Origin of the sequence: Klebsiella sp. 28, assembly GCF_018223905.1 — a bacterium.
In the GTDB taxonomy this organism is placed as follows: Bacteria; Pseudomonadota; Gammaproteobacteria; order Enterobacterales; family Enterobacteriaceae; genus Klebsiella; species Klebsiella pneumoniae.
In genome coordinates this window covers 1-24464 of the sequence record NZ_JAGRQY010000109.1, presented here as the reverse complement: position 1 = coordinate 24464, position 24464 = coordinate 1, and the positions used below count along the sequence as shown (strand labels likewise).

General features: G+C 50.4%; 34 protein-coding genes and 1 pseudogene. 26 read left to right on the top strand and 9 right to left on the bottom strand.

Translation table 11 applies throughout. The features are described 5' to 3' along the window. The first annotated feature begins 217 nt into the window (after nt 1–217). Nucleotides 218–2140 (top strand): protelomerase family protein, encoded by a 1923-nt coding sequence (locus KHQ28_RS19040; RefSeq protein ID WP_064147924.1) that lies wholly within the window; start codon nt 218–220, stop codon nt 2138–2140. 54 nt (nt 2141–2194) lie between these two features. On the opposite strand, the gene KHQ28_RS19035 is transcribed toward KHQ28_RS19040, so the two are convergent. From KHQ28_RS19035 to KHQ28_RS19025, 3 genes and pseudogenes are all read right to left on the bottom strand, one after another. After that, nucleotides 2195–2422: a hypothetical protein gene (locus tag KHQ28_RS19035; RefSeq protein ID WP_048993233.1), complete on the bottom strand. Its 228-nt coding sequence runs from the start codon at nt 2420–2422 to the stop codon at nt 2195–2197. Continuing rightward, on the bottom strand, nt 2419–2583 hold the full coding sequence (locus tag KHQ28_RS19030) for a host cell division inhibitor Icd-like protein (RefSeq protein ID WP_048993234.1): 165 nt from the start codon (nt 2581–2583) through the stop codon (nt 2419–2421). The genes KHQ28_RS19035 and KHQ28_RS19030 overlap by 4 nt, the downstream gene beginning before the upstream one ends. Before the next feature lie 51 nt (nt 2584–2634). Then, nucleotides 2635–2814: pseudogene (locus KHQ28_RS19025) on the bottom strand (ash family protein); the annotation flags it as partial. Nucleotides 2815–3115: 301 nt separating this feature from the next. Between KHQ28_RS19025 and KHQ28_RS19020 the strand changes: the two are divergent. Next, a complete protein-coding gene (locus tag KHQ28_RS19020) occupies nt 3116–4249 on the top strand; it encodes a colicin-like pore-forming protein (protein WP_077259346.1) in 1134 nt (377 codons plus the stop codon). 679 nt (nt 4250–4928) lie between these two features. On the opposite strand, the gene KHQ28_RS19015 is transcribed toward KHQ28_RS19020, so the two are convergent. The 4 genes from KHQ28_RS19015 to KHQ28_RS19000 all read right to left on the bottom strand — a co-directional run bounded on the left by KHQ28_RS19015 (nt 4929) and on the right by KHQ28_RS19000 (nt 10428). Next, entirely contained in the window at nt 4929–5279 is a 351-nt protein-coding gene (locus tag KHQ28_RS19015) for a hypothetical protein (protein ID WP_040108074.1), read from the bottom strand. Next, on the bottom strand, nt 5276–5572 hold the full coding sequence (locus KHQ28_RS19010) for a hypothetical protein (protein WP_040108071.1): 297 nt from the start codon (nt 5570–5572) through the stop codon (nt 5276–5278). Before KHQ28_RS19010 ends, KHQ28_RS19015 begins: the two co-directional genes overlap by 4 nt. Next, nucleotides 5565–9569, bottom strand: a complete 4005-nt coding sequence (locus tag KHQ28_RS19005; protein WP_048292303.1) for a plasmid replication protein, CyRepA1 family — start codon at nt 9567–9569, stop codon at nt 5565–5567. Before KHQ28_RS19005 ends, KHQ28_RS19010 begins: the two co-directional genes overlap by 8 nt. Before the next feature lie 250 nt (nt 9570–9819). Continuing rightward, a complete protein-coding gene (locus KHQ28_RS19000) occupies nt 9820–10428 on the bottom strand; it encodes an XRE family transcriptional regulator (protein ID WP_048292304.1) in 609 nt (202 codons plus the stop codon). A gap of 80 nt (nt 10429–10508) precedes the next feature. On the opposite strand from KHQ28_RS19000, the gene KHQ28_RS18995 reads away from it, so the two are divergent. The 8 genes from KHQ28_RS18995 (at nt 10509) to KHQ28_RS18965 (ending at nt 13878) form a co-directional block, all read left to right on the top strand. After that, complete coding sequence (locus KHQ28_RS18995; RefSeq protein ID WP_032408972.1) at nt 10509–10718, top strand: Cro/CI family transcriptional regulator; 210 nt, start codon at nt 10509–10511, stop codon at nt 10716–10718. Further along, on the top strand, nt 10708–11445 hold the full coding sequence (locus KHQ28_RS18990; RefSeq protein ID WP_032408971.1) for a bacteriophage antitermination protein Q: 738 nt from the start codon (nt 10708–10710) through the stop codon (nt 11443–11445). The genes KHQ28_RS18995 and KHQ28_RS18990 overlap by 11 nt, the downstream gene beginning before the upstream one ends. A 411-nt stretch (nt 11446–11856) precedes the next feature. Then, nucleotides 11857–12465, top strand: a complete 609-nt coding sequence (locus KHQ28_RS18985; RefSeq protein WP_048292305.1) for a 3'-5' exonuclease — start codon at nt 11857–11859, stop codon at nt 12463–12465. Then, nucleotides 12462–12596, top strand: a complete 135-nt coding sequence (locus tag KHQ28_RS29500) for a hypothetical protein (RefSeq protein ID WP_023339399.1) — start codon at nt 12462–12464, stop codon at nt 12594–12596. Before KHQ28_RS18985 ends, KHQ28_RS29500 begins: the two co-directional genes overlap by 4 nt. After that, a complete protein-coding gene (locus tag KHQ28_RS18980) occupies nt 12593–13069 on the top strand; it encodes a hypothetical protein (protein ID WP_053065616.1) in 477 nt (158 codons plus the stop codon). The genes KHQ28_RS29500 and KHQ28_RS18980 overlap by 4 nt, the downstream gene beginning before the upstream one ends. Next, the gene (locus KHQ28_RS18975) at nt 13066–13311 is read left to right on the top strand and encodes a hypothetical protein (RefSeq protein ID WP_023339397.1); all 246 of its coding nucleotides are present in this window, start codon (nt 13066–13068) and stop codon (nt 13309–13311) included. The genes KHQ28_RS18980 and KHQ28_RS18975 overlap by 4 nt, the downstream gene beginning before the upstream one ends. Beyond that, nucleotides 13304–13630, top strand: a complete 327-nt coding sequence (locus tag KHQ28_RS18970; RefSeq protein ID WP_048292306.1) for a hypothetical protein — start codon at nt 13304–13306, stop codon at nt 13628–13630. Before KHQ28_RS18975 ends, KHQ28_RS18970 begins: the two co-directional genes overlap by 8 nt. Before the next feature lie 20 nt (nt 13631–13650). Beyond that, the gene (locus KHQ28_RS18965; RefSeq protein WP_023339395.1) at nt 13651–13878 is read left to right on the top strand and encodes a hypothetical protein; all 228 of its coding nucleotides are present in this window, start codon (nt 13651–13653) and stop codon (nt 13876–13878) included. A 351-nt stretch (nt 13879–14229) separates the two neighbouring features. Here the strand turns inward: KHQ28_RS18965 and KHQ28_RS18960 are convergent, their stop codons facing one another. Together KHQ28_RS18960 and KHQ28_RS18955 are read right to left on the bottom strand one after the other, a co-directional pair. Continuing rightward, nucleotides 14230–14517: a helix-turn-helix transcriptional regulator gene (locus tag KHQ28_RS18960; protein WP_023339393.1), complete on the bottom strand. Its 288-nt coding sequence runs from the start codon at nt 14515–14517 to the stop codon at nt 14230–14232. After that, nucleotides 14517–14825, bottom strand: coding sequence for a type II toxin-antitoxin system RelE/ParE family toxin (locus KHQ28_RS18955; protein ID WP_023339392.1), 309 nt, complete (start codon nt 14823–14825; stop codon nt 14517–14519). The genes KHQ28_RS18960 and KHQ28_RS18955 overlap by 1 nt, the downstream gene beginning before the upstream one ends. 170 nt (nt 14826–14995) lie before the next feature. On the opposite strand from KHQ28_RS18955, the gene KHQ28_RS18950 reads away from it, so the two are divergent. From KHQ28_RS18950 to KHQ28_RS18880, 16 genes are all read left to right on the top strand, one after another. After that, nucleotides 14996–15217 (top strand): hypothetical protein, encoded by a 222-nt coding sequence (locus KHQ28_RS18950; protein WP_023339391.1) that lies wholly within the window; start codon nt 14996–14998, stop codon nt 15215–15217. Between the two features lie 8 nt (nt 15218–15225). Next, the gene (locus KHQ28_RS18945; RefSeq protein ID WP_227509749.1) at nt 15226–15456 is read left to right on the top strand and encodes a hypothetical protein; all 231 of its coding nucleotides are present in this window, start codon (nt 15226–15228) and stop codon (nt 15454–15456) included. A gap of 317 nt (nt 15457–15773) precedes the next feature. After that, nucleotides 15774–16835: a site-specific DNA-methyltransferase gene (locus KHQ28_RS18940; RefSeq protein WP_048292307.1), complete on the top strand. Its 1062-nt coding sequence runs from the start codon at nt 15774–15776 to the stop codon at nt 16833–16835. Nucleotides 16836–16893: 58 nt separating this feature from the next. After that, a complete protein-coding gene (locus KHQ28_RS18935; RefSeq protein ID WP_023339388.1) occupies nt 16894–17205 on the top strand; it encodes a hypothetical protein in 312 nt (103 codons plus the stop codon). Beyond that, the gene (locus KHQ28_RS18930) at nt 17202–17693 is read left to right on the top strand and encodes a hypothetical protein (RefSeq protein WP_048292308.1); all 492 of its coding nucleotides are present in this window, start codon (nt 17202–17204) and stop codon (nt 17691–17693) included. The genes KHQ28_RS18935 and KHQ28_RS18930 overlap by 4 nt, the downstream gene beginning before the upstream one ends. A 16-nt stretch (nt 17694–17709) precedes the next feature. Then, on the top strand, nt 17710–18186 hold the full coding sequence (locus KHQ28_RS18925; RefSeq protein ID WP_040118545.1) for a hypothetical protein: 477 nt from the start codon (nt 17710–17712) through the stop codon (nt 18184–18186). Next, entirely contained in the window at nt 18134–18328 is a 195-nt protein-coding gene (locus KHQ28_RS18920) for a hypothetical protein (protein WP_117037470.1), read from the top strand. Before KHQ28_RS18925 ends, KHQ28_RS18920 begins: the two co-directional genes overlap by 53 nt. A 111-nt stretch (nt 18329–18439) precedes the next feature. Next, on the top strand, nt 18440–18739 hold the full coding sequence (locus KHQ28_RS18915; RefSeq protein ID WP_032408961.1) for a DUF4406 domain-containing protein: 300 nt from the start codon (nt 18440–18442) through the stop codon (nt 18737–18739). 169 nt (nt 18740–18908) lie between these two features. Continuing rightward, nucleotides 18909–19970: a hypothetical protein gene (locus tag KHQ28_RS18910; protein WP_053065617.1), complete on the top strand. Its 1062-nt coding sequence runs from the start codon at nt 18909–18911 to the stop codon at nt 19968–19970. Next, nucleotides 19954–20316: an HNH endonuclease gene (locus tag KHQ28_RS18905; RefSeq protein WP_072072213.1), complete on the top strand. Its 363-nt coding sequence runs from the start codon at nt 19954–19956 to the stop codon at nt 20314–20316. The genes KHQ28_RS18910 and KHQ28_RS18905 overlap by 17 nt, the downstream gene beginning before the upstream one ends. Beyond that, nucleotides 20313–20597: a hypothetical protein gene (locus KHQ28_RS18900; RefSeq protein WP_032408958.1), complete on the top strand. Its 285-nt coding sequence runs from the start codon at nt 20313–20315 to the stop codon at nt 20595–20597. Before KHQ28_RS18905 ends, KHQ28_RS18900 begins: the two co-directional genes overlap by 4 nt. Next, the gene (locus KHQ28_RS18895; protein ID WP_077256079.1) at nt 20594–21025 is read left to right on the top strand and encodes a hypothetical protein; all 432 of its coding nucleotides are present in this window, start codon (nt 20594–20596) and stop codon (nt 21023–21025) included. Before KHQ28_RS18900 ends, KHQ28_RS18895 begins: the two co-directional genes overlap by 4 nt. Nucleotides 21026–21441: 416 nt before the next feature. Beyond that, nucleotides 21442–21876 carry a P27 family phage terminase small subunit gene (locus KHQ28_RS18890; RefSeq protein WP_032408957.1) on the top strand — a complete coding sequence of 145 codons (435 nt, stop codon included), beginning with the start codon at nt 21442–21444 and terminating at the stop codon, nt 21874–21876. A 34-nt stretch (nt 21877–21910) separates the two neighbouring features. Then, nucleotides 21911–23620 (top strand): terminase large subunit, encoded by a 1710-nt coding sequence (locus KHQ28_RS18885; protein ID WP_040108048.1) that lies wholly within the window; start codon nt 21911–21913, stop codon nt 23618–23620. Continuing rightward, nucleotides 23614–23793, top strand: a complete 180-nt coding sequence (locus tag KHQ28_RS29625; RefSeq protein WP_032408955.1) for a phage protein — start codon at nt 23614–23616, stop codon at nt 23791–23793. Before KHQ28_RS18885 ends, KHQ28_RS29625 begins: the two co-directional genes overlap by 7 nt. After that, nucleotides 23793–24464 (top strand): phage portal protein (locus KHQ28_RS18880; protein ID WP_211777648.1); only part of this gene is annotated, 672 nt, incomplete at its 3' end. The genes KHQ28_RS29625 and KHQ28_RS18880, both read left to right, overlap by 1 nt.

The window sequence follows — 24464 nt, the reverse complement described above, 5'->3', positions numbered from 1 at the left end:
ATCAGCACACAATAGCCCATTATACGCGCGTATAATGGGCTATTGTGTGCTGATTATCGTAACACAGTTGCACATTGATTTACACATGAATCTAAATATTGTTATGTTATATTTATGCGATTATGTTATGATAATAATGCCGAGAGATTGCGCTTTGATTGTGTGATGTTTCTCAGTTTGTGTTATGATGATTAAGGGCGAGAACAGGAGGTAGGCCATGCGTAAGGTGAAGATTGGTGAGCTAATCAATTCGCTTGTGAACGAGGTTGAGGCAATCGACGCCTCAGATCGCCCACAAGGCGAAAAAACAAAGAAAATTAAAGCCGCAGCTATAAAATATAAGAATGCATTATTTAATGATAAAAGAAAGTTTCGCGGAAAAAGCTTAGAAAAAAGGATTTCGGCTAATACTTTCAATGCCTATATGAGCCGGGCAAGGAAAAGATTTGATGATAAATTACATCATAATTTTGAAAAAAACGTAATAAAATTATCCGAGAAGTATCCCTTATACAATGAGGAATTATCCTCATGGCTTTCTATGCCTGCGGCATCAATTCGACAAAATATGTCAGCTCTGCAAGCCAAGCTAAAAGAAATAATGCCATTAGCAGAAGATTTATCAAATATAAAAATCGGTGCGAAAAACAGCGATGCAAAATTAGCCAAACTTGCCAATAAATATCCAGAATGGCAATTTGCTATTAGTGATTTAAGCAGTGATGATTGGAAGGGTAAGCGAGATTATCTTTATAAACTCTTCCAGCAAGGCTCTTCGCTTCTGGAAGATTTAAACAATCTGAAAGTAAACCATGAGGTCCTCTATCACTTGCAGCTTAGCTCTGCAGAGCGAACCTCCATCCAGCAGCGCTGGGCCAACATACTCAGCGAGAAAAAGCGCAACGTGGTTGTGATTGACTATCCGCGCTATATGCAGGCTATCTACGATATAATCAATAAACCTATATCTTCGTTTGATTTAACCACCCGTCGTGGTATGGCCCCTCTAGCGTTCGCGCTTGCGGCGCTATCTGGTCGACGAATGATTGAAATCATGCTTCAGGGTGAATTTTCCGTCGCAGGTAAATATACAGTAACATTCTTAGGACAAGCTAAAAAACGCTCAGAAGATAAAGGTGTATCAAGAAAAATATATACTCTTTGCGACGCTGATTTATTTGTCAGTCTGGTTAACCAACTTCGCTCCTGCCCTGCTGCTGCGGATTTTGATGAAGTGGTTAAAGGGTATGGGGAAAATGATACCCGCTCTGAAAATGGTCGTATTAACGCTATTCTAGCGACAGCGTTTAATCCGTGGGTAAAAACTTTCTTAGGCGATGACCGCCGCGTTTATAAAGATAGCCGCGCTATTTACGCCCGCATTGCCTATGAAATGTTTTTCCGCGTTGATCCACGGTGGAAGAATGTCGATGAGGACGTTTTCTTCATGGAGATCCTCGGTCATGACGATGAAAACACCCAGCTGCACTATAAGCAGTTTAAATTGGCAAACTTCTCCAGAACCTGGCGCCCACATGTTGGCGAGGAAAATACCCGGCTGGCAGCGCTACAAAAGCTGGATAGCATGATGCCAGATTTCGCCAGGGGCGACGCAGGGGTTCGTATTCATGAGACCGTGAAGCAGCTGGTGGAGCAGGACCCATCAATAAAAATTACCAACAGCACCCTGCGACCGTTTAATTTCAGTACCAGGCTGATACCTCGCTATCTGGAATTTGCTGCGGATGCCTTGGGTCAGTTCGTCGGAGAAAATGGCCAATGGCAGCTGAAGGATGAGGCTCCAGCGATAATCCTGCCTGATGAGGAAGTTCTTGAACCAATGGGTGACGCCGATCTCGATGACGAAACCCAAAACGATGAAACGCTGGACGACGATGAGATCGAGGTAGATGAAAGTGAAGCCGTAGAGCCGGAGGAACCGGATGAACCGGAAGACGACGAAGAGGCTGAGAAGGCAGAGAAGCATCCTGCGAAGCCAAACTTTAAAGCGCCGAGGGATAATGGTGATGGCACCTTCAAGGTGGAGTTTGAGTTCGATGGCCGCCATTATGCATGGTCCGGTGCCGCCGGCAATCGGATAGAGGCAATGCAATTCGCCTGGCATGCCTACTTCGAATAACAAAAAGGCCACAGGTTATCGCCTGTGGCCTTTTTAATTTCCAGCTCTACAACATCAGCTCTCCCTGGCGGCCAGCTGCGCTGACAGAGAGGAGGAACAGTTACGGGCTTCTTGTACCAGCTCACGGGCTAACTGGAGCAACTCCGCCGCCTCCTGCATATACAGCGAGGCCTCATAGCTAGATATCGTCCGGTGGGCTGAGGAAACCAACGCTTCTATCTGCGCCAGGCGCTCCTCAATCGACTCAAGCAGGCCTTGGATGTTTAGCTGTACCTGACTCACGCGATCACCTCGCTAACCCGGATACGGGCTGACAGAACGAGAATAAAACGGCTGGCGAACTGCCGGCGGGCTTCACGCTCGGATGAGGCGATGGTGGACAGATGATGAATATGGGATTTTTTATCGGTACGGCAGATCGCCGCGAACTTGAATTTGAACATGGTATGCACTCGTGTTTGGTTAAACAGTGCTACCACCAGAGGTTCCAATCTCTATATGGTGGCAGCCCAGACGGGGTTGGAACTACCGGTACCAAACGAAACCGGCCAGTCTTTCGACTGCCCCGCCTGAGCCGCCATAAATTGGGCATGCGCAGGTATTACACACAAAAAAACACGCTGGCGCGTGCTGTGCGTCGTCTGGTTATTCGGGGTTCCAATCCCGGCTGCAGATTTTGCTGCAGCGGGCTAACTTTACCGCCAAAACGCAACGCACGTCAATAAATTACATAGAGATTTTACCCCGTGACCAGTCACGGCGACAGGAGTTTTTACAGCTAACTTGACCAACTGATCACAACCTGATCAGTCGGTTTTAGGAAGGGATGGCAAAACACGGCGATGACCCATCTTTATGTAATTATATTTTAACATAATTTAGGATTATTGCTGGCTTGACTTACCGGAGGGTTAGGGCTACCTTTGAGTGGCTGTATATTTATACAGCTAATTTAAAACTCACAAGGAGATTAACATGCCTGAAGAAACATTGACTGTCGTAGGTGGTGGTAATAACAGCTGTAATGTTAGCTGGGGTGGTGGCAATGGTAACAACGGTGGTGCTGGCTATTCTGGTAAATACGGTGGTACTAGCTATGAAGGTGCAACTAGTATGTTGAAGTTGAATGACCGTGTTTTAATTCAGCTTTATCTTTGCAATCCGCTAAACCCAGATTATATTGGAGCACCTTGGGGCAGTGATAAAGATGCTGAATCAATTATCAGAGCTAACAGAGATAAACCAGGAAAATTCAAGGCTAATATTCAGAACTGGAAAACAAGCGGTACAGGTTCTTTAGGTAGCCCTGTGGTTGGGAAATCTTATAGCTCAGGTGATGTAGATACTTATTCGGTTAGCTTCGGAAAAGAAAAATACAACGTCCTGTATAACCGTAAAAAAGACTCTTTTACTACAGCTTATGTCGATGGCGGCGCAAATAAACCTGAGCATAGCATGAAGGATCAGGCTATTGCCGTTGTTAAACTTTACCTTCTCAACGAAAGTCAGGCATCTGTAATCGATACTACATCGGGAATTATTACTGACTCTGGTAAAACTCTTAGCGGGAAATTAGGTGATAAATACAACACTCTGGCGAGAGAAGCTGCTGACAATATAAAAAACTTCCAGGGTAAGAAACTCCGCAGTTTTAATGATGCTATGGCATCTATTAATGAACTAGCTAACAATCCAAAGATGAAGTTAAGTCAGGCGGATAAAACAGTCGTTTCTAATGCCCTCAAACAAATGGATTTGTCAGCACTAGCTGACCGATTCAAAGGGTTAGAGAAAGCCTTTACTTGGGGTGATCGACTTCTTAAAGCCGAGAAAATCAGAGACGGTGTTGTTACTGGTGTTACCACAGGGGACTGGCAAAAGCTGGCGTTTGAGGTTGAAGCTATGTACCTCAGTGGTGTTGCTGGCGCCGTAGCGTTAGGGATTACTACTGCCATGATTAGCACAGTCGCAGTCGCTTTGTCACTTCCATCTGTAGCTGTCTCTGCGCTTACTGTTGTGGCCGTCATTGGCATCTCTATTCTCACATCTTATATCGATGCTGATAAGGCCAAAGCACTGAATAATGCAGTGCTTGGCTTATTTAAATAATACTTATGTTTAGTGTAAAGCGGAGGTTATCTCCGCTTTTGAAAAAAAGGCAGACCTTTTAAAAGATATAAATAAATCAAAAGCAACCAAATAAAAAAATAATTAGTCAGAAATAAAAGAATGTAGTAAATTAAAAGAAAGCACTCATTGCCAGCAATAATTCTTTTAATGCGATACATACTATCAGACATATTTTCCACACCTACATATGTTAAATAGTATGCTCCTGCCGTTAAAAGGAGTACACCAGGCAGAAGTTTAAGCCATCGCTTCAAATCGAGTTTGATGGTTTTTATATCAAACTTGTTCCAGCAAATTATATACATTAATATGACGAAAATTGGTGCGGTTTTAGTATATGCAGAAGCTATAGTGCTCACGGCTAAATATTGTTCTGAAAAATCCCTTTGATATCCATTTGCAATATCAAAAAGGTATGAAATGATGTGTGAGCTTTCATTGCTGAAATGAATAAAAAATATTATTATTATTGGGGTTATCCCTAATAGCAATGAAATTAATGAATATTTGAACAGCCCCTTCCCTTCCATATTATATCCCACCATTATCATGTTAATGATACGTAATCATAACCGACAAATAGAAAATGATAAAGGTTCTCAATACCGACAAGCTAACCGGCCCGAGTCTAATCGCTCCGAGCCGGACATCGATTATTCTACTTCAACCCGGTTATCCGGCTGAATAATGCAGCTGTTTTTGACGTAGTTGCAAACCCGACACGGCCACGGATAAGCCACTGGAACGGGATAGTCAACGAATACAGCGGCACGAACCACAGGCGGTTAAGACGCTGCCAGAACGTCGCGTCACGGCTTGCCATCCATTTGGTATTGTCGACCACCTGGTAATCATATTGCTCTGGCATTTTGGCTGATTCGGCGTAGTCATCCCCTTCACCGCAAAGAAAATTACATATCTCTTTCCAGTTTTCGAAACCCTGCTCTTTTAACTTACGCTCAAGCTCATGCCGAAACAAAACCGGCACCCATCCCTTGCGGTAAATCATAATGGTTTCCCCTCTAATGCTGACAATTCCATGCGATCAAGTATTCGCAGCAGGTAACGCGCATCCTCAGCATCAGCAAGGCCAGCTTCATTGATGGTGACTTGTACCAGGCGATCACGCAGATGGTTGAATACCTCATGAACGAACGGTTCCGGGCTGTTGTGCAATGCCAGCTGCGCGACCTGAAAGCGATGCTGCGCCAGCATGCTTTCAATATGCGCCGCATGGCTTTTTAAAACGGAGGTCATCTGATCCGCCTGCTGTTCCAGAAGTGCATCGATATCTTTAGCCATAGAACGCCTCCTGCGCGTCGTAGCCGCCCGTAACCGTGCCGGTGATGTATTCACGCAGCCGGCGCAGTTCGTTGCTGGAGAGGCGGTCCATGAACTCTGTGAGGTACAGGGACGCGAAGGTCATCGCTATGCTGGCTGGCGACCAGGAGGTCATTGTGGCCAGCTCATCATCAGACAGCGCGGTCATCGCCCAGGCCTCCGGCACCGGCACCGGCAGTTCGGCCAGCGCCTCAGTTATTACTGAATGAGGGGCGTCCAAATCCTGCCCGTTTGTGGATCGCGTTTTATGATCCATATATATATTGAGATCTAAACCGTGATCCACTTCGGTGGTGGCTTTCTCGGCTTTACGCAACTGCAGAGACAGGCCGTCGTCTTTACGGTTCTCCAGAATTTCCATCATGAACGCCGCCGACTGCTGATCCACAAACCGTATGGTCGGGCGCTTGTCTCCGTCCCTGGCGCGGCGCTTGTCGGTTTTCAGGCCGAGCGACTCGCAGATGGTTTTAAACAGCGCCTCGGGGACCTTCGGCTTGCCTTTGGGCGTCATAAAGCCACCAATGCGCAGGACGTTGTTTAACAGGTCTCGCCGTTCGGCGGTCATGAGTTTATCCCTGGCGTATGCCAGGCGCGCCTGGGTGGCTTCTCCGGTCATGGTTTCCGGGTCGATGCCGCAGTCAATGAAGTACTGGCGTAGCACCGTAGATTTGAGGCCGTAGAAGCCGCGCATACCGACCTCGACCGCGGGTGTCGATTTGACTTTGTACTCGGTGATGCCAGGGTGTTTCGCCTGGAATGCTTCATCAGCCTGCTCGCGGGTCATCGCGGTGGCGGTAAAGTATTGCCATTGGCCCGCCTGCCTGAAAGCGTAGGTGAAGTTGATCGCGGATTCCTCGCGGTCGAAACGCCGCGCGGTGATCTCATCGAGCAGCATGGTTTCATAACGGCGAACCTTATCGCGGGCGCCATCGAAGTAGAATTTCAGGTTGTCCTCGTTGACCGGCAGTTTCAGCTCATGCTCGATGTCCCAGCGGACCAGCTTCGCCTGCTCTTCCAGGGTCAGGGCGCGTTTCTTCAGAATGGCTTCCCGTTCAGATTCGTTCGGCGTTTCGATATTCAGGTGGAGATCCAGCGTTTGTTCCCAGACAATTTCGCGGGCTTCCTTGCGCAGCTCCTTGCCGACGCAGTTCGCCAGCTCGTCGGATGCCAGGGGGGCAACCTTGTAGCCGTCGCTGTGCATTATGCAGATCATATTGCTGGCGTAGTCATTACGCGCGGAGGCCTCAATCGCTGCTGCCTTGATTTTCATCCGGGTAAAATCGGTGTTGGCCACCCCCATAGAAATGCGGTCGCCGTCGAAAACAACGTCGGTTAGTTCGCCGTTCATGCCGGCAGTGGCCAGCAATGCTTGGACAAACGCACGCTCAATTTTTTGCGGATCGGTTTCGCGTCGTGCGCGAACCTTGTCAAAGCCAATGATGAACTCTTTGGCTGTGCGGTCGCGGCGCAGCATCTGGATCGCATCGCTGGGGACCACTTCGCCGCAGAACATGCCGAAATGGCGGTCGAAATGCTTTTGCTCGATGGAGACGCCGGAGGATATCGACGGGCTGTAAATCAGGCCGTCGTACTTCTTCACCATCTTCTTCGGTTTATTGGTGAATTCTTCAACCTCGGGTTCCGGCTTGCTCTTCTGGTTTACGCAGAGGAATTTTTTCTCCGGGTAGCGCTGGCGCAGCGTGGCGGTAACGTCTTCGGCAAACGTTGAGCTATCGGTCGCCAGCATGATTTTTTCACCGAGTTCCACCGCTTTAATCACCTCGGTCATAATGCGATCTTTCTCGGTGTAGAATACGCGGATAGGTTCGCCCGTTTCGCGGTTGCGAACGTCGACCGGCAGCTCGATGACGTGAATCTGTAACCATGCCGGCAGGCCCATTTCTTCGCGGCGCTTCATCGCCAGTTCTGCCAGGTCGACCAGCAGATCGTTAGCATCGGCGTCTACCATGATGGGGTGCAATTCAGTTCTGGCCAGCGCGTCGATCAGCGTATTGAAAACGGCGACCGGGTTCTCCATTGCGCGGCCAGAAAGAATGGCGCGAAGTCCCTGCGTTGCCTCATCAAAGCCGAAATAGTCATGCTGGCGCATCAGCGGCTGCCAGCAGCCTTTGACGATGGAGTTGATGCAAATGGTCAGCTTATTCGCGTATGGCGCCATTTCCTGATAGCCGGGGTCCTGGTAATGCAGAATATCGGCCTTGGTCCCTTTCTGCTCTGTCATCATTTCCCACAGGCCACCGATGAGGCTTACGCGGTGCGCAACGGAAACGCCGCGATCAGCGTTATGCATCAATGGGCGCAGCAGGCCTGTCGACTTACCTGATCCCATACCGGCGCGAACAATAACGATGCCCTGCAGCTGCTGCACGTATTGCAGAATTTCATCCGTCATCACGGATGTTTCAAAGCGTTTATACGTGATGTGCTGGGGACGCTTGTTCGGGTCGGTGATCCGCTCGCTAAAGGAACGGGGAGCCTGGGCAGTACGGCATTTGCGGTTCAGGCGGCGTGCGATGTGGTCTTTAACCGTGGCGCGATAGACACTTTCCAGTCCCATATCACGCAGCACGATGCAGAACATGTTAAACAGATCCGCCGGGCTATTCGGTACCGGGCAGGTCAGCATGCCAATATCCACCGCGTTCAGCAGTTCTTTAGCAAACGTCCTGCGGTTGTCACGTTTAGCCGTTTTCAGCTTGTTTAGCGTCAGAGACAGCAAATCAGTGCTGTTACTCAGGCGGTTCCCTTTGGCGAATAGCTGGCGACAGGTTTCGCGGAGTCCACGTAATCTGTGCAGGTCGTTGAAGTCGCTGCACTCCAGCTGGGGATCGTCTTCAAAGGTGGGATAAACGCATTTGATGCCGCTAAATTTTGCGAGAATATCGAAGCCGGTACGTAAGCCGGTGTTGCCTTTACCTTCAGCCGATGATTTGCGGTCGTTATCCAGGGCGCAGGTAATTTTTGCTGCCGGGTACATGTTCACCAGCTGCTCAACAACATGGATCATGTTGTTTGCGGCCACAGCGACCACGACAGCATCAAAGCTTTTTTTCGGGTCCTTACGGGTAGCCAGCCATACGGACGCGCCGGTGGCGAAACCTTCCACCACTGCAATATTTTGCGCGCCGTTCAGGTTGCCGATAACAAAGCACGCCCCGACGAAATCACCACTGGTGATCGCGCTGGTCTGGAATTTACCGCCGCGCTGGTCGATACGCTGCCAGCCGACAATTTGTCCGTCTTTGCGTCCGTCCAGGTGGGCCAGCGGAATCGCCATGTATGTAGTCGGTCCACGGCTCCATTTTGCGTTGTCGTGACTGGTCACGCGACGAATATCGCAAGCGCTGAATACGTCACGAATGCCTTTTTTCACTGCGTAAGGCCACGACCCGTCCTCAGCTGGCGCATGTTCCCATGCACTGTGGAACGCCAACCATCCGAGCAATCGTTCCTGCTCTAACTGATTGTTTTTAAGTTCATTTATCCGTTGCTGTTCGGCGCGGCGCTTGCGGGCTTCTGCCTGGCGTTCAATACGCGCCAGTTCTTCAGCAGGTTGTGCGACCACGGTCGCATGATTTCTTTGTTGTTCACGGCGGTATTCGGCGAACAGGAAGGAGAAGCCGCTCCAGGAACCTTCGTCATGCCCTTTCTGGACAAAGTTGACGAATGGGTAGCTGATGCCGCTTTTGTGTTGTTCCTTGCGGGAGTAGATTTCCACACGCCCTTTGAGGCTCTTTTCCAGAGCCTCGGGGGCGCCACCGTTATATTTTGAATAACGTTCTTCCCCGCCGCGCGGGTTCAACTGAATGTTATCAGCACATGCTGCCCAGTTAATGCCAGCCATTGTGGCCAGCTCTGACAGCTCATCCCGCGCTGCTTCAAGCAATGAATACGGATCGCTACCGAAGCGAGCCGCATAGAATTCTTGTAAGGTCATTTTAAGCCTTTCCATGCGAATTTATGATTTTTCGGGTTGAAAAAATCCGCAGGAGCAGCCACAATAAACGCACAAATCTTCGTAGGGACTGTGTTGCGTTTATCGTGGTGCTGCTCCTGAAAAAAGGCCCGAGTTTGCCGACTCGGGTTTTTTTTCGTCTTTTTTCAGCTGCTGCAGTCTGATTCAACCGCGATACATTATAGCTCGCATTAAACCAGATTTATAGGCAGCAATAAACCCTGTTATTCTGTCATCTACCCTCTATCATGAACGATTTGATCGTACCGACTATTTGGTGCACAAATTGAAGATCACTTTTCTCATGGATAACTCGTTGAGAGTTAACGCCATCTAAGTAGTAGCGCTCATCGTCGAAGCGCGCTAACCGCTGTATCGAGATTTTCCCGTCTTTATCACAAACTAACACATCCTCACCCGGAACTGGCGTGAGAGCTGAGTCAACCAGGACGACGTCACCCGGCTGATAGCTGTGCTGAACCTGGTTCCCGACAGTGAGCGCATAAACGGTTTCCCGTTGGCTAACAAATGGCAGGAATCGTTCTGTGTTGGCAGGTTCTCCTGGCTGCCAGTCGCTATCCGGACCACTCTCTGTTGTGCCAATAACAGGAACGCGGTCAGGATCAGATTCAGTACCAAAAAGTATCCATTGCACAGGTTTGCGCAGGCATTTCGCCAGGGCAAGCCCGATCTCCAGCGACGGCATAACGTCGCCACGTTCTAAGTTTTGGACGCCAGGAAGAGAGATACCGACACTTTGCGCGACTTGCTTCAGTGTCATCTTCAATTCTAAACGGCGTGCTTTCAGTCGTTCGCCTCGTGTTTTCATACGATCAATCATAAACGATCTCTTTATAGCTGGCTATAAAATTTATGAATTATACCTAGCTTTAATTTATGGTTATGGCATATAATAATTTTATGAAGCCAGAAGAACTTATCCGCCACTTTGGCGACGTCGAAAAAGCAGCTGCAGGCGTAGGTGTAACACCTGGCGCGGTCTATCAATGGCTTGCGGCTGGGGAGATTCCACCGTTACGCCAGAGCGATATTGAGGTCCGCACGGCATACAAACTGAAGAGCGACTTCACCGTTAAGCGGGTTAGCAAGGACGGTAGTGATGGAACTTGAACGAATCCGCGCTTGTGTGGCCACGGCCCTTTCAGATCTGCATTACCTCCAGCGCGGAATTTTAGAAGTTCAGCTTGAGCAGTTACGTCTTGCCAACTCCGGCAGGTTTACTGATAAGCCAACCCGGGTCATTCAAATGGGCGAGAATAATAAATACGAGATCTCGGTCGCGGCTGAGCAGGTTCGTTACCATGTTGGGAAAACGTTTAAGCAATCCTCAATGCTGCTGACTGAACTTGATTTTCAGACGGCTAGTTGGCGCAGAGCTATTGAGCAGTTAAATCGTGAGGAAATTGCCTGGCTGCATTATTGCTATGGCTGTAAGCCCAATTTTGAAAATGATGAAGTTATATGCCAGTGGCTATGGCTGGATTTTCTTGTCGCTCATTCAAAGCCTGATTTCAAAAAAATGAAAGAGGCGACAAAGAAAAAGATGCGCAATTTAACTTATTACGCCATCCAGCAGGTTAAGGCTTCAATATTACGCGGAGAGGATGTGGACCCGCTGCGTGAGGATGAGCATATAAGTCTTTTGCTTAATATCACCGTCGATAGCTGGCGTAAGGATTATAAAAAACGCTGGCTATTAATGAAATCACGATGCCTGCATCTGAATAGCATCGCGTTATTTAACGCAGCGGAGAAGCGCAGTGAAATCATCAACCGCCATTGTACAGGAAGTGCCAACGTGCCTGTGCCAGCAGATTATGCACAGGAAGCCCGGTAAACCCGAACTGAGGTATGCCGCAAACCGTAAAGAGTACATTATCTGGTGCCCAACCTGCGATTACCGGACTCATCCTGATACGAACCGGCAATCGGTTATCACTGAATGGTACCTGTCAAATCAGCCTGGTAATAAACACATCGAAGATATGTGGCTGAAACGTTATCTGGAAATAAAAGAGGGTGCGACCGCGGTCGCATAGGGTAATGATGCGAACTCCATTTAAACAAGGCCCCATGTCATACGATGATGCGGTGCGAATTTCTAACGTTTATCGAAATAAAGGTCGAGAGACTTTAATCACGCGCTCGGATGATTTAGACGGGACGTATTACGTTTTTGTTTATCTCCCTGAGTCCAGAAAAGTCCCAACGCCATCCAGAACTTTTCAACAAAAAATATGGGAATAAAATGCTTACCTACCATCAATCAATTTTTAAAATGATTATGGCAAATTGGCTGAACAGCGATCATGTCATCATCGATACTGAGACCACCGGGCTTATGGCTTCTGATGAAATTATCGAGATCACGATAATTAATATGCGTGGTGAGATTCTGTTAAACACCCTGGTGAAGCCGAGCCGCCCTATTCCGCCAGAAGTTACCAAAATTAATAACATCACCAACGAAATGGTCGCTGATGCGCCAGCATGGCGCGAGGTTTTCCCGGCTGCGCTGAAAATTATTCGTAAGCATAAATGGCTGGCATGGAACTCCAGTTTTGATGCCCGCCTGATGGTGCAGACCTGCCTGCAGACCGGATTTTTTGATGACCTAAAGCCTCACCTCATCACCTCCATCATCATGGCCATTGAGACGCGCCACATTGACGCCAAAGCGGTTTATGACCAGTGGTATGGGGAGTTCGACGAGAAGCGCAAAAACTTCAAAAGGCAGAGCCTGGCTACAGCAGCTGCGCGCCACGGCATTTCAACCGCTGGCGCCCATCGCGCGCTTGCCGATTGCCTGATGATCCTCGGCGTGCTGAAACAGGTTTGCCAGCCGGAGGTCGCATGAACTCTGAACTATTCAACTACAGCCTGAAAACGCTACAGGTGCTGAACGTTGTCGCAGATTTGGTTTTATCAGTGGCGCTGTTTGGCTTTGGGTACGGCCTTCTTAACTTGCTTGAGTGGTGGCTTGCATGACAGATATCACCCGACTGATTAACAGCATTAAGCGCCGCACGTCCTCAGCAAGAGAGCTTGGCTACGATGTCCTGTTCGTGGCACTTGATGATTTGGATGTCCTGGCTGATTCGCTGGAGACGGCGCTGCGCGCAAACGCCGCCCAGGCCGCTCACATCGAGCAGCTGCAGGACACGTTTAACAAACTTGCAGCGGAGAATGTGGCGCTGAAAAGAGTTCCGGAAACAGACAGCGTGGCGATGCTGATGGCTCTGGATTCGTTCCGCAGCGAGTCATTGCCGGATGTCGGTTTGCAAAAGGCGTTTGAAAGCTTGATGTACCACCGAAAGACCCCTACCACCGTTCGTATCGTAGCCGGGATTAAGGCTGATGGAGTGGAAGAATGGGTTTCCAGCAGAGGTGGCCGCTGGAATGGCACGACAGAAGAGGCGCTTAAGTTCGCCAAGCAGCTGCGCGAAGGAGGGAAAGTATGAGACTGCAAATGCGCACTCCCGATGGTTCTGTGATTGTCGAGAGCAACCTGGTATCTCAGTTTTACCCCGATTACGAAAGCGGTGGTGAGCTAACAACAATCGAAACTGTTTCTTCTGACGGTGAAGCCTCCTTTGTGAAAGTTAAGCACTCGTTTCATCAAGTAACCCATGCTCTGGCTACTGCATGGAGCGTAGATGAAAAAGAAGCGATGCACACTCAACGGGAGGAATGCCGTGGCTAAAACTCCTGCAGAACGGCAACGGCAGCGCCGTGAACGTTTAAAGCAGTCCGGCACCACCAGACGCGATTGGGTACTTGAGCCGGAGGAACTGCGCATGCTGGGCGAAATTTGCATCCAGCGTCGCCCAGGCAGAACGCCGTATTCAGAAAATGAAGTAATCGGCCTGTTGATCCGAAAGAATTACAAAGAGCTTCAGAAGAGCCTGGCGAACACATGCCAGCGATGTGGCCAGGCGCTGCCGGTGTCTGAATGCATCTTCGACGGCGAAAATTCATGCTTACTGACGACTGCCAGACTAAAGCTGGCCATTAAGGCGTGACTGGTCACGGAGGCTTAAAAATGGATAAATCGGCATTGCTTTTGGAGAAACTCCGTCAACGAACGCAAAGTAGCCTGGCCAGCGGTGGCGACGGCTTTGTCTTTGCATCGATGCTGGTCTTTGACGTGGGCTTGAATGCCCGGACTATTCGGCAAATGTTGGACGTTGCAGTAAGGAACGGGACCCTTGAAAAAAGGGAAAGAGGCATAGGCCGCGCGCATAAGTATCGGACAAATCTGCAAATTTGATGAGAACCTTGACAGGAAATGACGTTTTAGCATTTGCCAAAACGCCTGTGTTTTTATACAGTATATTAATATTTTGTAAGACGAATAACGGGTAGGCTATGTGATGGAAGATACGGTCCTCTCAAATTGTGAAAGGCTGGACGCTGAGCTGAGTGATATCGATGCCGTATTAGATATGGTATCGGTAGCGATGGCATCCCCGGAGGCCAGTTTGCATGTGGCTCAAACTATGCGCCTCATTTGTATGTCACGTCGGATGCTGCAGCGGTGCCGGGATCTCAACAAGGTTGAAGGAAGAAGCCACTAGCCAGCCGAATTGAAAAAGGTGAGGTTTCCCTCACCTTTTTACGTTCAGTATACGGCCTGGATGTTAATTTCAGCGCCGCACGCTTGCGCGTATTTGCTCAGTGTCTTCATGCTGGCCCCCAGGGGGTTCCCCTCGAGGCGACTAATAGCAGATGGCGTGATCCCCATCCGTTCCGCCAGGGCAGATTTGCTTAACCCAGCCTTTTCACGCATCTCGTACAGCATTTCGACCAGTGCCAGCTCTTTATCTGCTTCCTGGTAACCCCGGATTGCCTCCGGGGTGTTGAGCAGACTTTCTTTGACCTGGTTAAATGGGATGCCTTTTACTTTCATTAGCTCATCTCCTTCAGGCGCTTTCTCGCTATCTCTATGGCCCCTGCCGGGGTTTTTTGTGTCTTCTTAACAAACGCATGCAGTAGGTAGATTTCGTGGCCGACTGCGTAAGCGTATAACGTTCTTGCTATGTTTTTGTCTCCAACCCTTAACTCAAAAAGCCCGGCGCCAATTACGCGGCTATGAGGCATTTTTAGTTTTCCTTCACTTTCCAGTCTTTCAATCAGTCGGGTCATGCGACCTCGTAACTCGTCCGGTAGTTCCTGTAACTCTTCCAGCGCTGCCGGGTGGGTTATCACGTTAAACATAGTATATCCTCCCTATGTGTTTAAATATACCAATAAATTAATTTTCACACAATAGAGAAATTTCACTAAAAAGTGAAAAATAAGACTGGATGTCTCATGTTGCCAGAGTTACAGTTCGTGTCGTTGAGACGGGAAACAAACCCGGTAACTAGATGAATTTGGAGGATATTGTGAACTATCAAGGCAACGAAAAAATGAGACAGGACGCGGCTGAGATTTCTAACGAGCTGTATGAACTCTGGCAAAAAGTGAAGCGTTTCCAGCGTGAGTACAGCTTCAACAGCGAGAACATTACAGACAGATTGGCGGGCCGACTGATTGGAACAATGGAACCCAAACTGGCCGACCTTAACAGCTTTATGGCCGATGTCGATTACCAGTTTGAAGATTAAAGGGGGAAATGATGAACGTGAAACAGATCCGCGAGAATATGACCGAAACGGCCTTGAGCGTTGAGAGTGTAATGCGGGGACACCCCCGCATCACCCTGCAGGAATTAAGCACTGCCTGCAGCATTAGCCTGCCAGCGGTAGAGTTTATTATCGAGCAGATGCTTTGTATGAGGGTGGCGCAGCGGGGCGCTTTTGGGCGGTACTCCCTTACCCCGGAATACCAAAATGGTAGCTTTTAAAAACTGTGCGACCACGGTCGCACAGAAAGAAAAGGATAACTTTTGAAAAACTGTGCGACCACGGTCGCATAGAAAGAAAATGAAAAAGGTTGGCAAATAAGGCTTTTTTAGGTATCGTTTTTGTATGTTGGGAATTTTATAGCCAACGCCCTCACAACCGCCGCCAAGGCGGTTTTTTTATGCCTTGGAAATGGGCGCTACAGCATGTGTCACCATGCTGTAGCTTTCAACCCATGCCGCCTGACAGGGTCAAAACAAGGCCCATTGCTGATTGCGCAACAGCAAAAAGAGCCTACCAAAAAAGGCCACTAAAGACCATGAAAAACACTGTGAAAATAAACAGTGCCGAACTTGTGCATGCAGATTCACTTGAGTACATCAAAACCCTGCCGGACAACAGCTTAGACGCCATCATCACCGACCCACCGTATTACCGCGTAAAGGCAAATGCCTGGGATAACCAATGGCCCAGCGTAACGGATTATTTGGCTTGGCTGGATGAGTTTTTCGCCGAGTTCTGGCGAGTGCTTAAGCCAGCAGGGTCGTTATATGTGTTCTGCGGGCCGAAATTATCATCGGACACCGAGTTGTTGTTACGTGACCGTTTCAACGTGCTGAACCATATCGTTTGGGCCAAACCCAGCGGGCGCTGGAATGGCGCGCGTAAAGAAGGTTTCCGATCTTATTTTCCGGCCAGTGAGCATATTTTCTTCGCAGAGCATTACGGCGCGGAAGGCTTTGCTAAAGGCCAGGCTGGGTATGCGACAAAGTGCCAGGAGTTGAAAGGCCAGGTCTTCGAACCGCTTATCGCTTATTTCCGGGATGCTCGCCAGCGACTTGGTATTTCCGCTGCCGAAATCAACGCGGCAACCGGCACGAAAATGTGTAGCCACTGGTTTAGCGCCAGCCAGTGGCAATTGCCCAATGAACGGCAGTACCTGGCGCTGCAGGCGCTGTTTAACCGTAAGGCCGCAGAGCAGGGAATATCGGGATTGTCAGAGCCGCATGCGGCGCTACAGGAGGAATACGGCACTTTAACGGCGCTATATTCCGAACTGGTTATGCAGTATTCCGAACTGCGACAGCAGTACGAGAATTTGCGGCGCCCTTTCCATGTGACAAAAGATGTTCCACACACCAACGTGTGGACGTATCCACCGGTTCCGTACTATCCGGGCAAACACCCATGCGAAAAACCGCTGCAGATGATGCTCGACATCATTTCGGCTTGTACGCGCCCTGGCGATGTGATCGCCGACTTTTTTATGGGGTCGGGTGCAACGATAAAAGCCGCACTGCAGTTAGGACGCGGAGCCATCGGCGTAGAGCTGGAAGAGGAGCGATTTTTACAGACGGTCGCCGAGATAGAAAAACAATAATCAACAGCCTCGCCTAAGTGCGGGGCTTTTTATTACCCGCCACGCGGGTGGCGGAGTCATGAACACAGCTATCGAATATGGAAATCCTGATCTCTGGCTGGTCTTGCTCATGCTGGCCGCCGGGGTGGTATCAAGCGCCCTGCTTTCCGAAACCCCTATCAACCCGCGCCGCCTCATCGGAGACGTTCTGAGAGGCGTAATCGTGGCCATCATCCTCTGGGCTTACGGCGCTATGGGCAACATCTCAATTTTGAACGTAATCACTCTCGCCGGTTTATCGGCTGTGGCATGGCCACACACCGTCAACGAAATCACCGGCTTTGCAAAACGAACTATCAGCCGAATTTTCGGCGGGAGAAAAGAACGATGAATTATGGACTGGTGAGCAAGCAAGACGCGCGCCTGTATGCCGAAGCCGTTTGCGATGTGATCGGGCATGGCAAGGCGAATGCAGCTGTTTTGCTGTGTGTCGAAACGGCCGCCGCCGAGACATTGCTCGGCGATTACAAAGATCCCACGCCGAGCAGCGCCGGAACCGGATTAACCCAGGTTGATCTCGGTACCTTCGAATGGCTCCGCGATAAGTACAAAAACAGCCGTTATGCCCCGGTACTGCTGAATCAGTTTGGTATCGACCTGAGCCGAACAGTTTATGCGGAACTGAGGACCTCGCCGCTGATGGCGATGCTGTTTTGCCGCCTGCGCTATCTGGCGGTTTCAGAGTCGATTCCGGCGACTCGCGAGGCCCGCGCAGCGTACTGGAAAAAATATTACAACACCTCGGCAGGCAAAGGCACGCCGCAGGATTACATCGATAAATGCCAGCGCGCTGGCGTTGATGCGCTATTCACGCAGTGAGGCGCGAGGAGTGATTATGAACAGTTTAAAACGTATGGCTAAAGCCTGGTTGCTGATGAATGGTGCCTTCGTCCTTCTTGTGATGGCGACGCAACCAGCGATGGCAAATGAGAGCCAGAATCTTGGTTTGGATCTGGATTCAATTCTGAGCGCTCTTCCTGCAGGCTGGGCCAGCGGCGTAACTGCCGTATTTATCGTGCTGTATGCGGTGGCGCAGCTGCGCGCCGTACTCCCCCCGTCAGTGACCAAAAGGATTCCCACGGTGGTCATGAAAATTCTCGACCTCGTTGCCGCGAACTATGCCCACGCCCGGAACGCTGATGCGATCAGCAAAGTTGCGCGGGATGCCGGGAAAGCCAAAGGCCCATCAGATGTTGATTATCGTGTGATGGTGGAAACGGCCAAAAACAATGGAGAGCTTCGTGGAAGCCGGATTGAGAGTGCTGGCGATTATCCTGGAGATGATCGCCCAGGCAGTAAAAGCCCGCAATGAAGCGGAGCGCCAGGCGAGGATTGAGTATGCGCGTAATAACCCAGCTGATTATCTGCGTCGCTTTGGCCGGGTGCGTGAAATCAACGCCAATGACACCAACACTGAATCCGGCTCCGTGCGCAGCGGAAAAGCCGGTGATTGATGTGGTTCACGTCGATGGGCATTTCGTTATCGCTGATGACGATATGGGTAAACTGACCGGCTACATTGCCGCACTGGAAGCGGGCTGCACCGCACCAAAATAGAGTACTCAATGAAAATTTATATTGCTGGCCCGATGACCGGGCGCGAGAACTTTAACCGTGAGGCATTTAACAAAGAAGCCGAACGACTGACCCGACACGGGCACACCGTTTTAAACCCGGCAAGCCTGCCTGATGGGCTGGAGCAACGCGAATACATGGATATTTGTTTTGCCATGCTCCGTTGCGCTGATGCGATCCTGATGCTCCCCAGCTGGCAGACCTCCTCCGGCGCTACGGCGGAATATCACTATGCCTACAAAATGGCGCTTCCGGTTTATACCACGGTTCACTATCCGCCGGTCGCATAGCGGGAAAATGGAGGCTATGCGACCACGGTCGCACAGGCCAAACCGGTATCCCCATTTAGGGATAAATCGTGTTCTATCCCCATAAAGGGATAACTGGTCTGCCACTGTAGAGCATAAGGCTGCCTTCGGGCGGCCTTTGTCTTTTTATCATCACATAATGGGGAAACTCATGCCTGATCGCTCAAGTAATCCGCCCAATGCATATCAACAACTCAATAATCCTGGCGCAGCAATCACTCAGCTGACCAGAGACATTGCTGAGAACAATGCAAACACGACCCAGAAGAGTATTTCCAGCATTGGTACCCTGGCCTCAGGACCCGTATTAGAGCTTTCTGATAGTGCTCAGGATGTGCTGTATGCTCTTTTTTTCCGAGGCGCACTCGTATCTGGTGATATTCCTTCAAAAGCTGGCGCCTCCGCACTGCGTTCTCTGGGATTTGCCGAGACCGGCCATACAGCCACGCCATACAAAGGGGAAGACTATTTCACCTGGCTGACTCCTGCGGGGTATGCGTTCGCCATTGGGTATCTGGTTAACACTCGCTTCGGCAAACATCCTGCAAATGCAATAGCTTCCGGGCAGCCATCGGTTCATCCAGAAGGATTAAGCATTCACAAAGCCATGATTAAAGGGGCGATCAGAAGCGCAGCCCATGTTTGCGGCAATACCATCGAGCAGGAAACGCTGTCGAAGGTTCTGGCCAATTCACTGCATAACGTTTCCCATGAGAAAGCTGGCGATGTTGCTGAACAACTGGCCAGGGCCGTTAAGTCTGCGTTTAGTGCGCTGGGGAATGCATCCAGTGAACAGGACAAGGTACGACCTAAAGAATCGGACTTATCCGTCGGTACTTTCAAAATTTATCGCGATGGAAAGGTGAAGATAGCTTCAGGCTCTCCCTTAACGGCTGAAATAGAAACCGAGCGTGAAGATCGCAAAATAGCAGGGACCATTAATTTAAAACTGGAGCTGGATACCTCTGATGCCATCGAAGGCATTAATGGGCTGAGCAAAGAAATTTCAGATCTTGTTGATACTGCTATTGCCGATGCGCTCAAGCCGGGAGGACGGTTGTGGGAGGCCATTCGCCACTCCAGCGGAGAGTCCCTCAGCACGCGTGTAGATAATCTTGAATCTAGTTACCACGCCGCATGCGCTCTGATTAGTGATTTGTCTCGCCGTATTTCAGAACGTATCACTGGTGACGTCCATGCCAGCCCGGTCTAAACGTCCATGCCGCCACCGGGGGTGTGCGGCGATAACCAACGATCCCAGCGGCTATTGCGATGCTCACCGGCAGCAACATGCTGGCGACGGCTGGCGCAACTACCAGGGCGGGAAAAGCCGGCATGAAAGGGGCTACGGTCGCCCCTGGGAAATCCGCCGCGCCAGAATCCTCCAGCGCGATAAATATCTATGCCAAAACTGCCGGCGTCATGGCATCGCCACCAAAGCGACCAGCGTCGACCACATCATACCCAAAGCGCATGGCGGTACAGACGACGATTCCAATCTGGAGTCGTTGTGCTGGCCCTGCCATAGAGCGAAAACAGCAACAGAGAGAACCCGATGAATAATTTTAAAATTGAATACGTTGATGGCGCTTTGACCGTTCTGGAGACGGATGGTCATTCACGGATGAATGAAGCCGTACATGGCATCCATTTTGAGCATGTCCAGGGCGGTCGCCCACTGCTGAAACTGACGATTGCGCATGATATTGCCCCGGCCTCGACTCCGGCCCCGGCTGCTGCGTCGGCTCAGGAACCTTTAGAGGGTGAGCTGGTACAGGAGCAACAATCCCCGCTGCCTGGCGGTCGCCGTTCCCGCCATCGCCGTGGAGGTAAGCAATGATGTATCAACGCACGGATCTGACACTCTCCATGTTCTATGCATCCAGCGCTGATGCAGACGGGAACAAAGTGGCTACGTTGACGATGCAGGTAATTGCGGCAGAGGTTGGCGCCGTCCAGACCAGTCAACTGCTATGCATCACCGATAGCGCGAAGAAAAAAACGTATACCGTGGGCGAGCAATCTATCAGTAATGGTTCCGATCCGTTGCTGGTCGCGATTGAGAATTACTGGCGCCAGAGTACGGATGTCGTGGTTAAAGGACTGATCGCCGAGGTGACCGATTTCATCGCAGGGAATATCAACTCAGTGAGCACCTGGATCGGCCAGTTTGGGATGAAGGTATTCGAGAACCAGCCATTAGCTGAGCGGTTGCCAGAAAGCGTGCTACAGGCTGATGGTAGCTCCACTACAGCGACAGGGTCCTGACAGCAGGCATTACAACAGGCGCTCACAGAGCGCCTGTGATAATGGCTGAATGCTTCACCAGCGCGGCGTTTTATGGGAGGTCATGATGAGTTACACCAGCTGTACTTATTGCGGTTCACGTCTCCATACGCGGGCTAACTGCCCGAAAACATGGGGCGGTTCATCGCGTCGCGCCAATCTGCGCTGCAGCTATTGTGGCCAGTCCGGGCATAACTCGAATGCCTGCCCACATAATGCGAGCAGCAGTCGGCGGCGCAGCCTGAATGACGACTTCCACCTCGACTGAGGCAGCCGCCGTCATGGGGTAGGGGGGATCAAATCCCTAACCCCTTTCGCGCTTCGGGACTGCCGCTTCAGGTAGATTTTTGCGCGTGAGAAATAAAAACTTTTTTTTGGCTGTTTTGGGGTGCTTTTGAATGAGTACAGGGATGCGATCACCTGGTGGCGGACGCAAATCGAATAACACTGGAAATCAGGTTAGTTCTTTAACCAGAGCGGTTTCTCCGCCGGATGAATTACTGGGCGATATGGCTATCGATGCCTGGAAACGGACGTGCAAAATTCTTATTAACCGTGGCACGTTCGAAATGGAAGATTGTTATTTGCTGATGGAATACTGCAACACCGTGCAGCTGCTGTACGACGCCAACCAGGAAATTAAAAGCGATGGCCTTGGTGATGATACCGCTGCCGGCGGTCAGAAACTTGGTGCGGCAGTGAAGGCGCGTAGCCGTTATATCAGCGAATTAATTCGACTCTCCGTTGTGTTAAAGCTGGACCCCAATAGCCGCATCCTGAAGAAACAGCCCGGAGATAATGACAAATCCAGCGGTGAGTTCGACGAGTTTTAATTTTGGTGCGGCCCTAATGACTTAAGGATGGAGCATGGCCGCATATCCAAACGTCAATGTGGCGAACAAATATGCGCGGGATATCATAGACGGGAAAATAGTCGCCTGCAGAGCTATTCGGCTGGCATGTCAGCGCCATTTTGACGATTTAAAAAAATCACTCGATAACAATTACCCTTACCGGTTCGACAGAGATTTAGCTGAGCGGGCCTGCCGGTTTGTTCAGAAATTACCGCACTCTAGTGGCGATTTGGCGGGGCAGAAATTAAAACTGGAACCTTGGCAAAGTTTTATTTTTTGTTCGATTTTTGGCTGGGTCACGAAAAAGGATAAAAAACGCCGATTTCGCGAAGCGTATATCCGGGTAGCCAGGAAAAACGGGAAATCGTTTTTTGCTGCCGGGATTGGCACCTACATGTTTTGCGCTGATGGCGAAAACAGCGCAGAAGTGTATTGCGGTGCGACAACTATGGCGCAGGCGAAAAAGGTCTTCACCCCAGCCAGGCAGATGGCCAGCCGCCTGCCGGCACTTCGCTCCAGATTTGATATTTCGGTATGGACCGACAGCCTGACACGCCCGGATGGTTCCGTTTTCGCACCTATGGCGGGGAAACCCGGCGATGGTGACAGCCCACATTGCGCGATCATTGACGAGTATCACGAACACGATACGGATCATATGTACGAGGCCATGACAATGGGGATGGGCGCCCGTTCGCAGCCGTTAACGCTCATTATCACGACATCCGGCTCGTCACTGGAGTCCCCTTGCTATGACAAGGACAAGGAAGTCAAAGAGGTTATCGAAGGCATAACCCGTAATGATCGCCTGTTTGGCATGATTTACGAACTGGATGCTGGCGATGACTGGACCGACCCGAAAAACTTAATCAAAGCTAACCCAAATCTGGACGTTTCGGTTAAGTACAGCGACCTGGTTGAGCTTCTGGAAGTAGCGAAACAGGTTCCTCGCAAGGTTAACGCCTTCAAAACCAAACGCCTCAATATTTGGGTATCCGGTAAATCCGCGTTCTACAACATGGAGCAGTGGAAGGCTGCTGAAGACCCCGACCTTGAGCTGGCTGATTTTGCGAATGACAGCTGCAACATCGGTCTCGATCTCGCCAAAAAGCTGGATATGAACGCCGGGATACGACTATTTACGCGGGAAATTGAAGGTAAACGGCATTATTACTGCATCAAACCTAAATTTTGGGTCCCGGAAGACACTATCCATACAACCGATCCAAAACTGCTGAAAACTGCTGACAGGTATCAGAAGTTTTATGAAATGGGCGTGCTGGAAGCGACGGATGGCGCAGAGGCAGACTATCGCGAGATTCTGGCCAGTATTATCGATATGCAGGACGAAAACCGCATTGACGAGATTGATATCGACCCTGCAGGCGCAACAGCACTTCGCCACCAGTTGGAGGACAACGGATTTACCGTAGTCGATATCCGGCAGGATTACACCAATATGTCACCGGCGATGAAAGAGCTTGAAGCGGCTCTGGCCGGTGGTCGATTCCACCATGATGGCAATCCCATTCTGACCTGGTGTATCAGCAACGTTATCGGGAAATTTATACCCGGTAGCGATGATCTCGTTCGCCCGACAAAGGGAGACAATCAAAGCAAAATCGATGGAGCTACAGCGTTATTTAACGCCATGACTCGCGCAATGCTGCACGAAAGCAGCGGCGGCACATCGGTATATGATGAGGAAGACATAGCGTGTTAATCACAATTCTGAGTTTCATTATTGGCCTGGCCGGGGCTGTACTCATATCCGCCGGAGCCTGGTTGATTTTGCCTGCTGCCGGTCTTATTACGGGCGGGTCAATATGTCTTATCTGGTCATATCTGACTGCGCGGGCGGTTTCAGCCGGTGCCAAATTTAACGGGGGTGAATAATGTTTATCCCCCAAATGTTCAGAGGGCGCCAGCAATCGGGGAATGGCTTCTGGGAAGCCATGCTGGGCGGGGTTCGTTCAAGCCAGAGCAAAACTGGCATCATAATCACGCCGGAAACCGCTCTGGGACTTTCAGCGGTCCGGGCCTGTGTCACCCTCCTGGCTGAGTCCGTCGCGCAGCTGCCGTGCGAACTTTACCGGCGGGATAAAAATGGCGGGCGCCAGCGTGCGACGGACCACCCGGTTTATGACCTGATTCATTCCCAGCCCAACAGAAAAGACACCTCATTCGAGTATTTCGAGCAGCAGCAGGGGTTGCTGGGGCTGGAGGGAAATTGCTACTCGATCATCGAACGGGACGGAAAAGGCTACCCGAAAGAGCTGATCCCCATTAACCCGAAAAAGGTCATTGTGCTGAAAGGGCCGGACGGTATGCCGTATTACGAACTCCCGGAAGTCGGTGAAATTTTGCCGATGCGCATGATGCACCATGTGAAGGTCTTTTCTCTGGATGGCTATATCGGCAGTTCCCCCATTCAGACGAACGCCGATGTCTTGGGGCTGAATCTGGCCGTTGAGGAGCATGCGGCCGCGACATTCCGGCGCGGGACAACGATGAGCGGGGTGATAGAGCGTCCGAAAGAGGCCGCGACCATTAAAAGCCAGGATGCT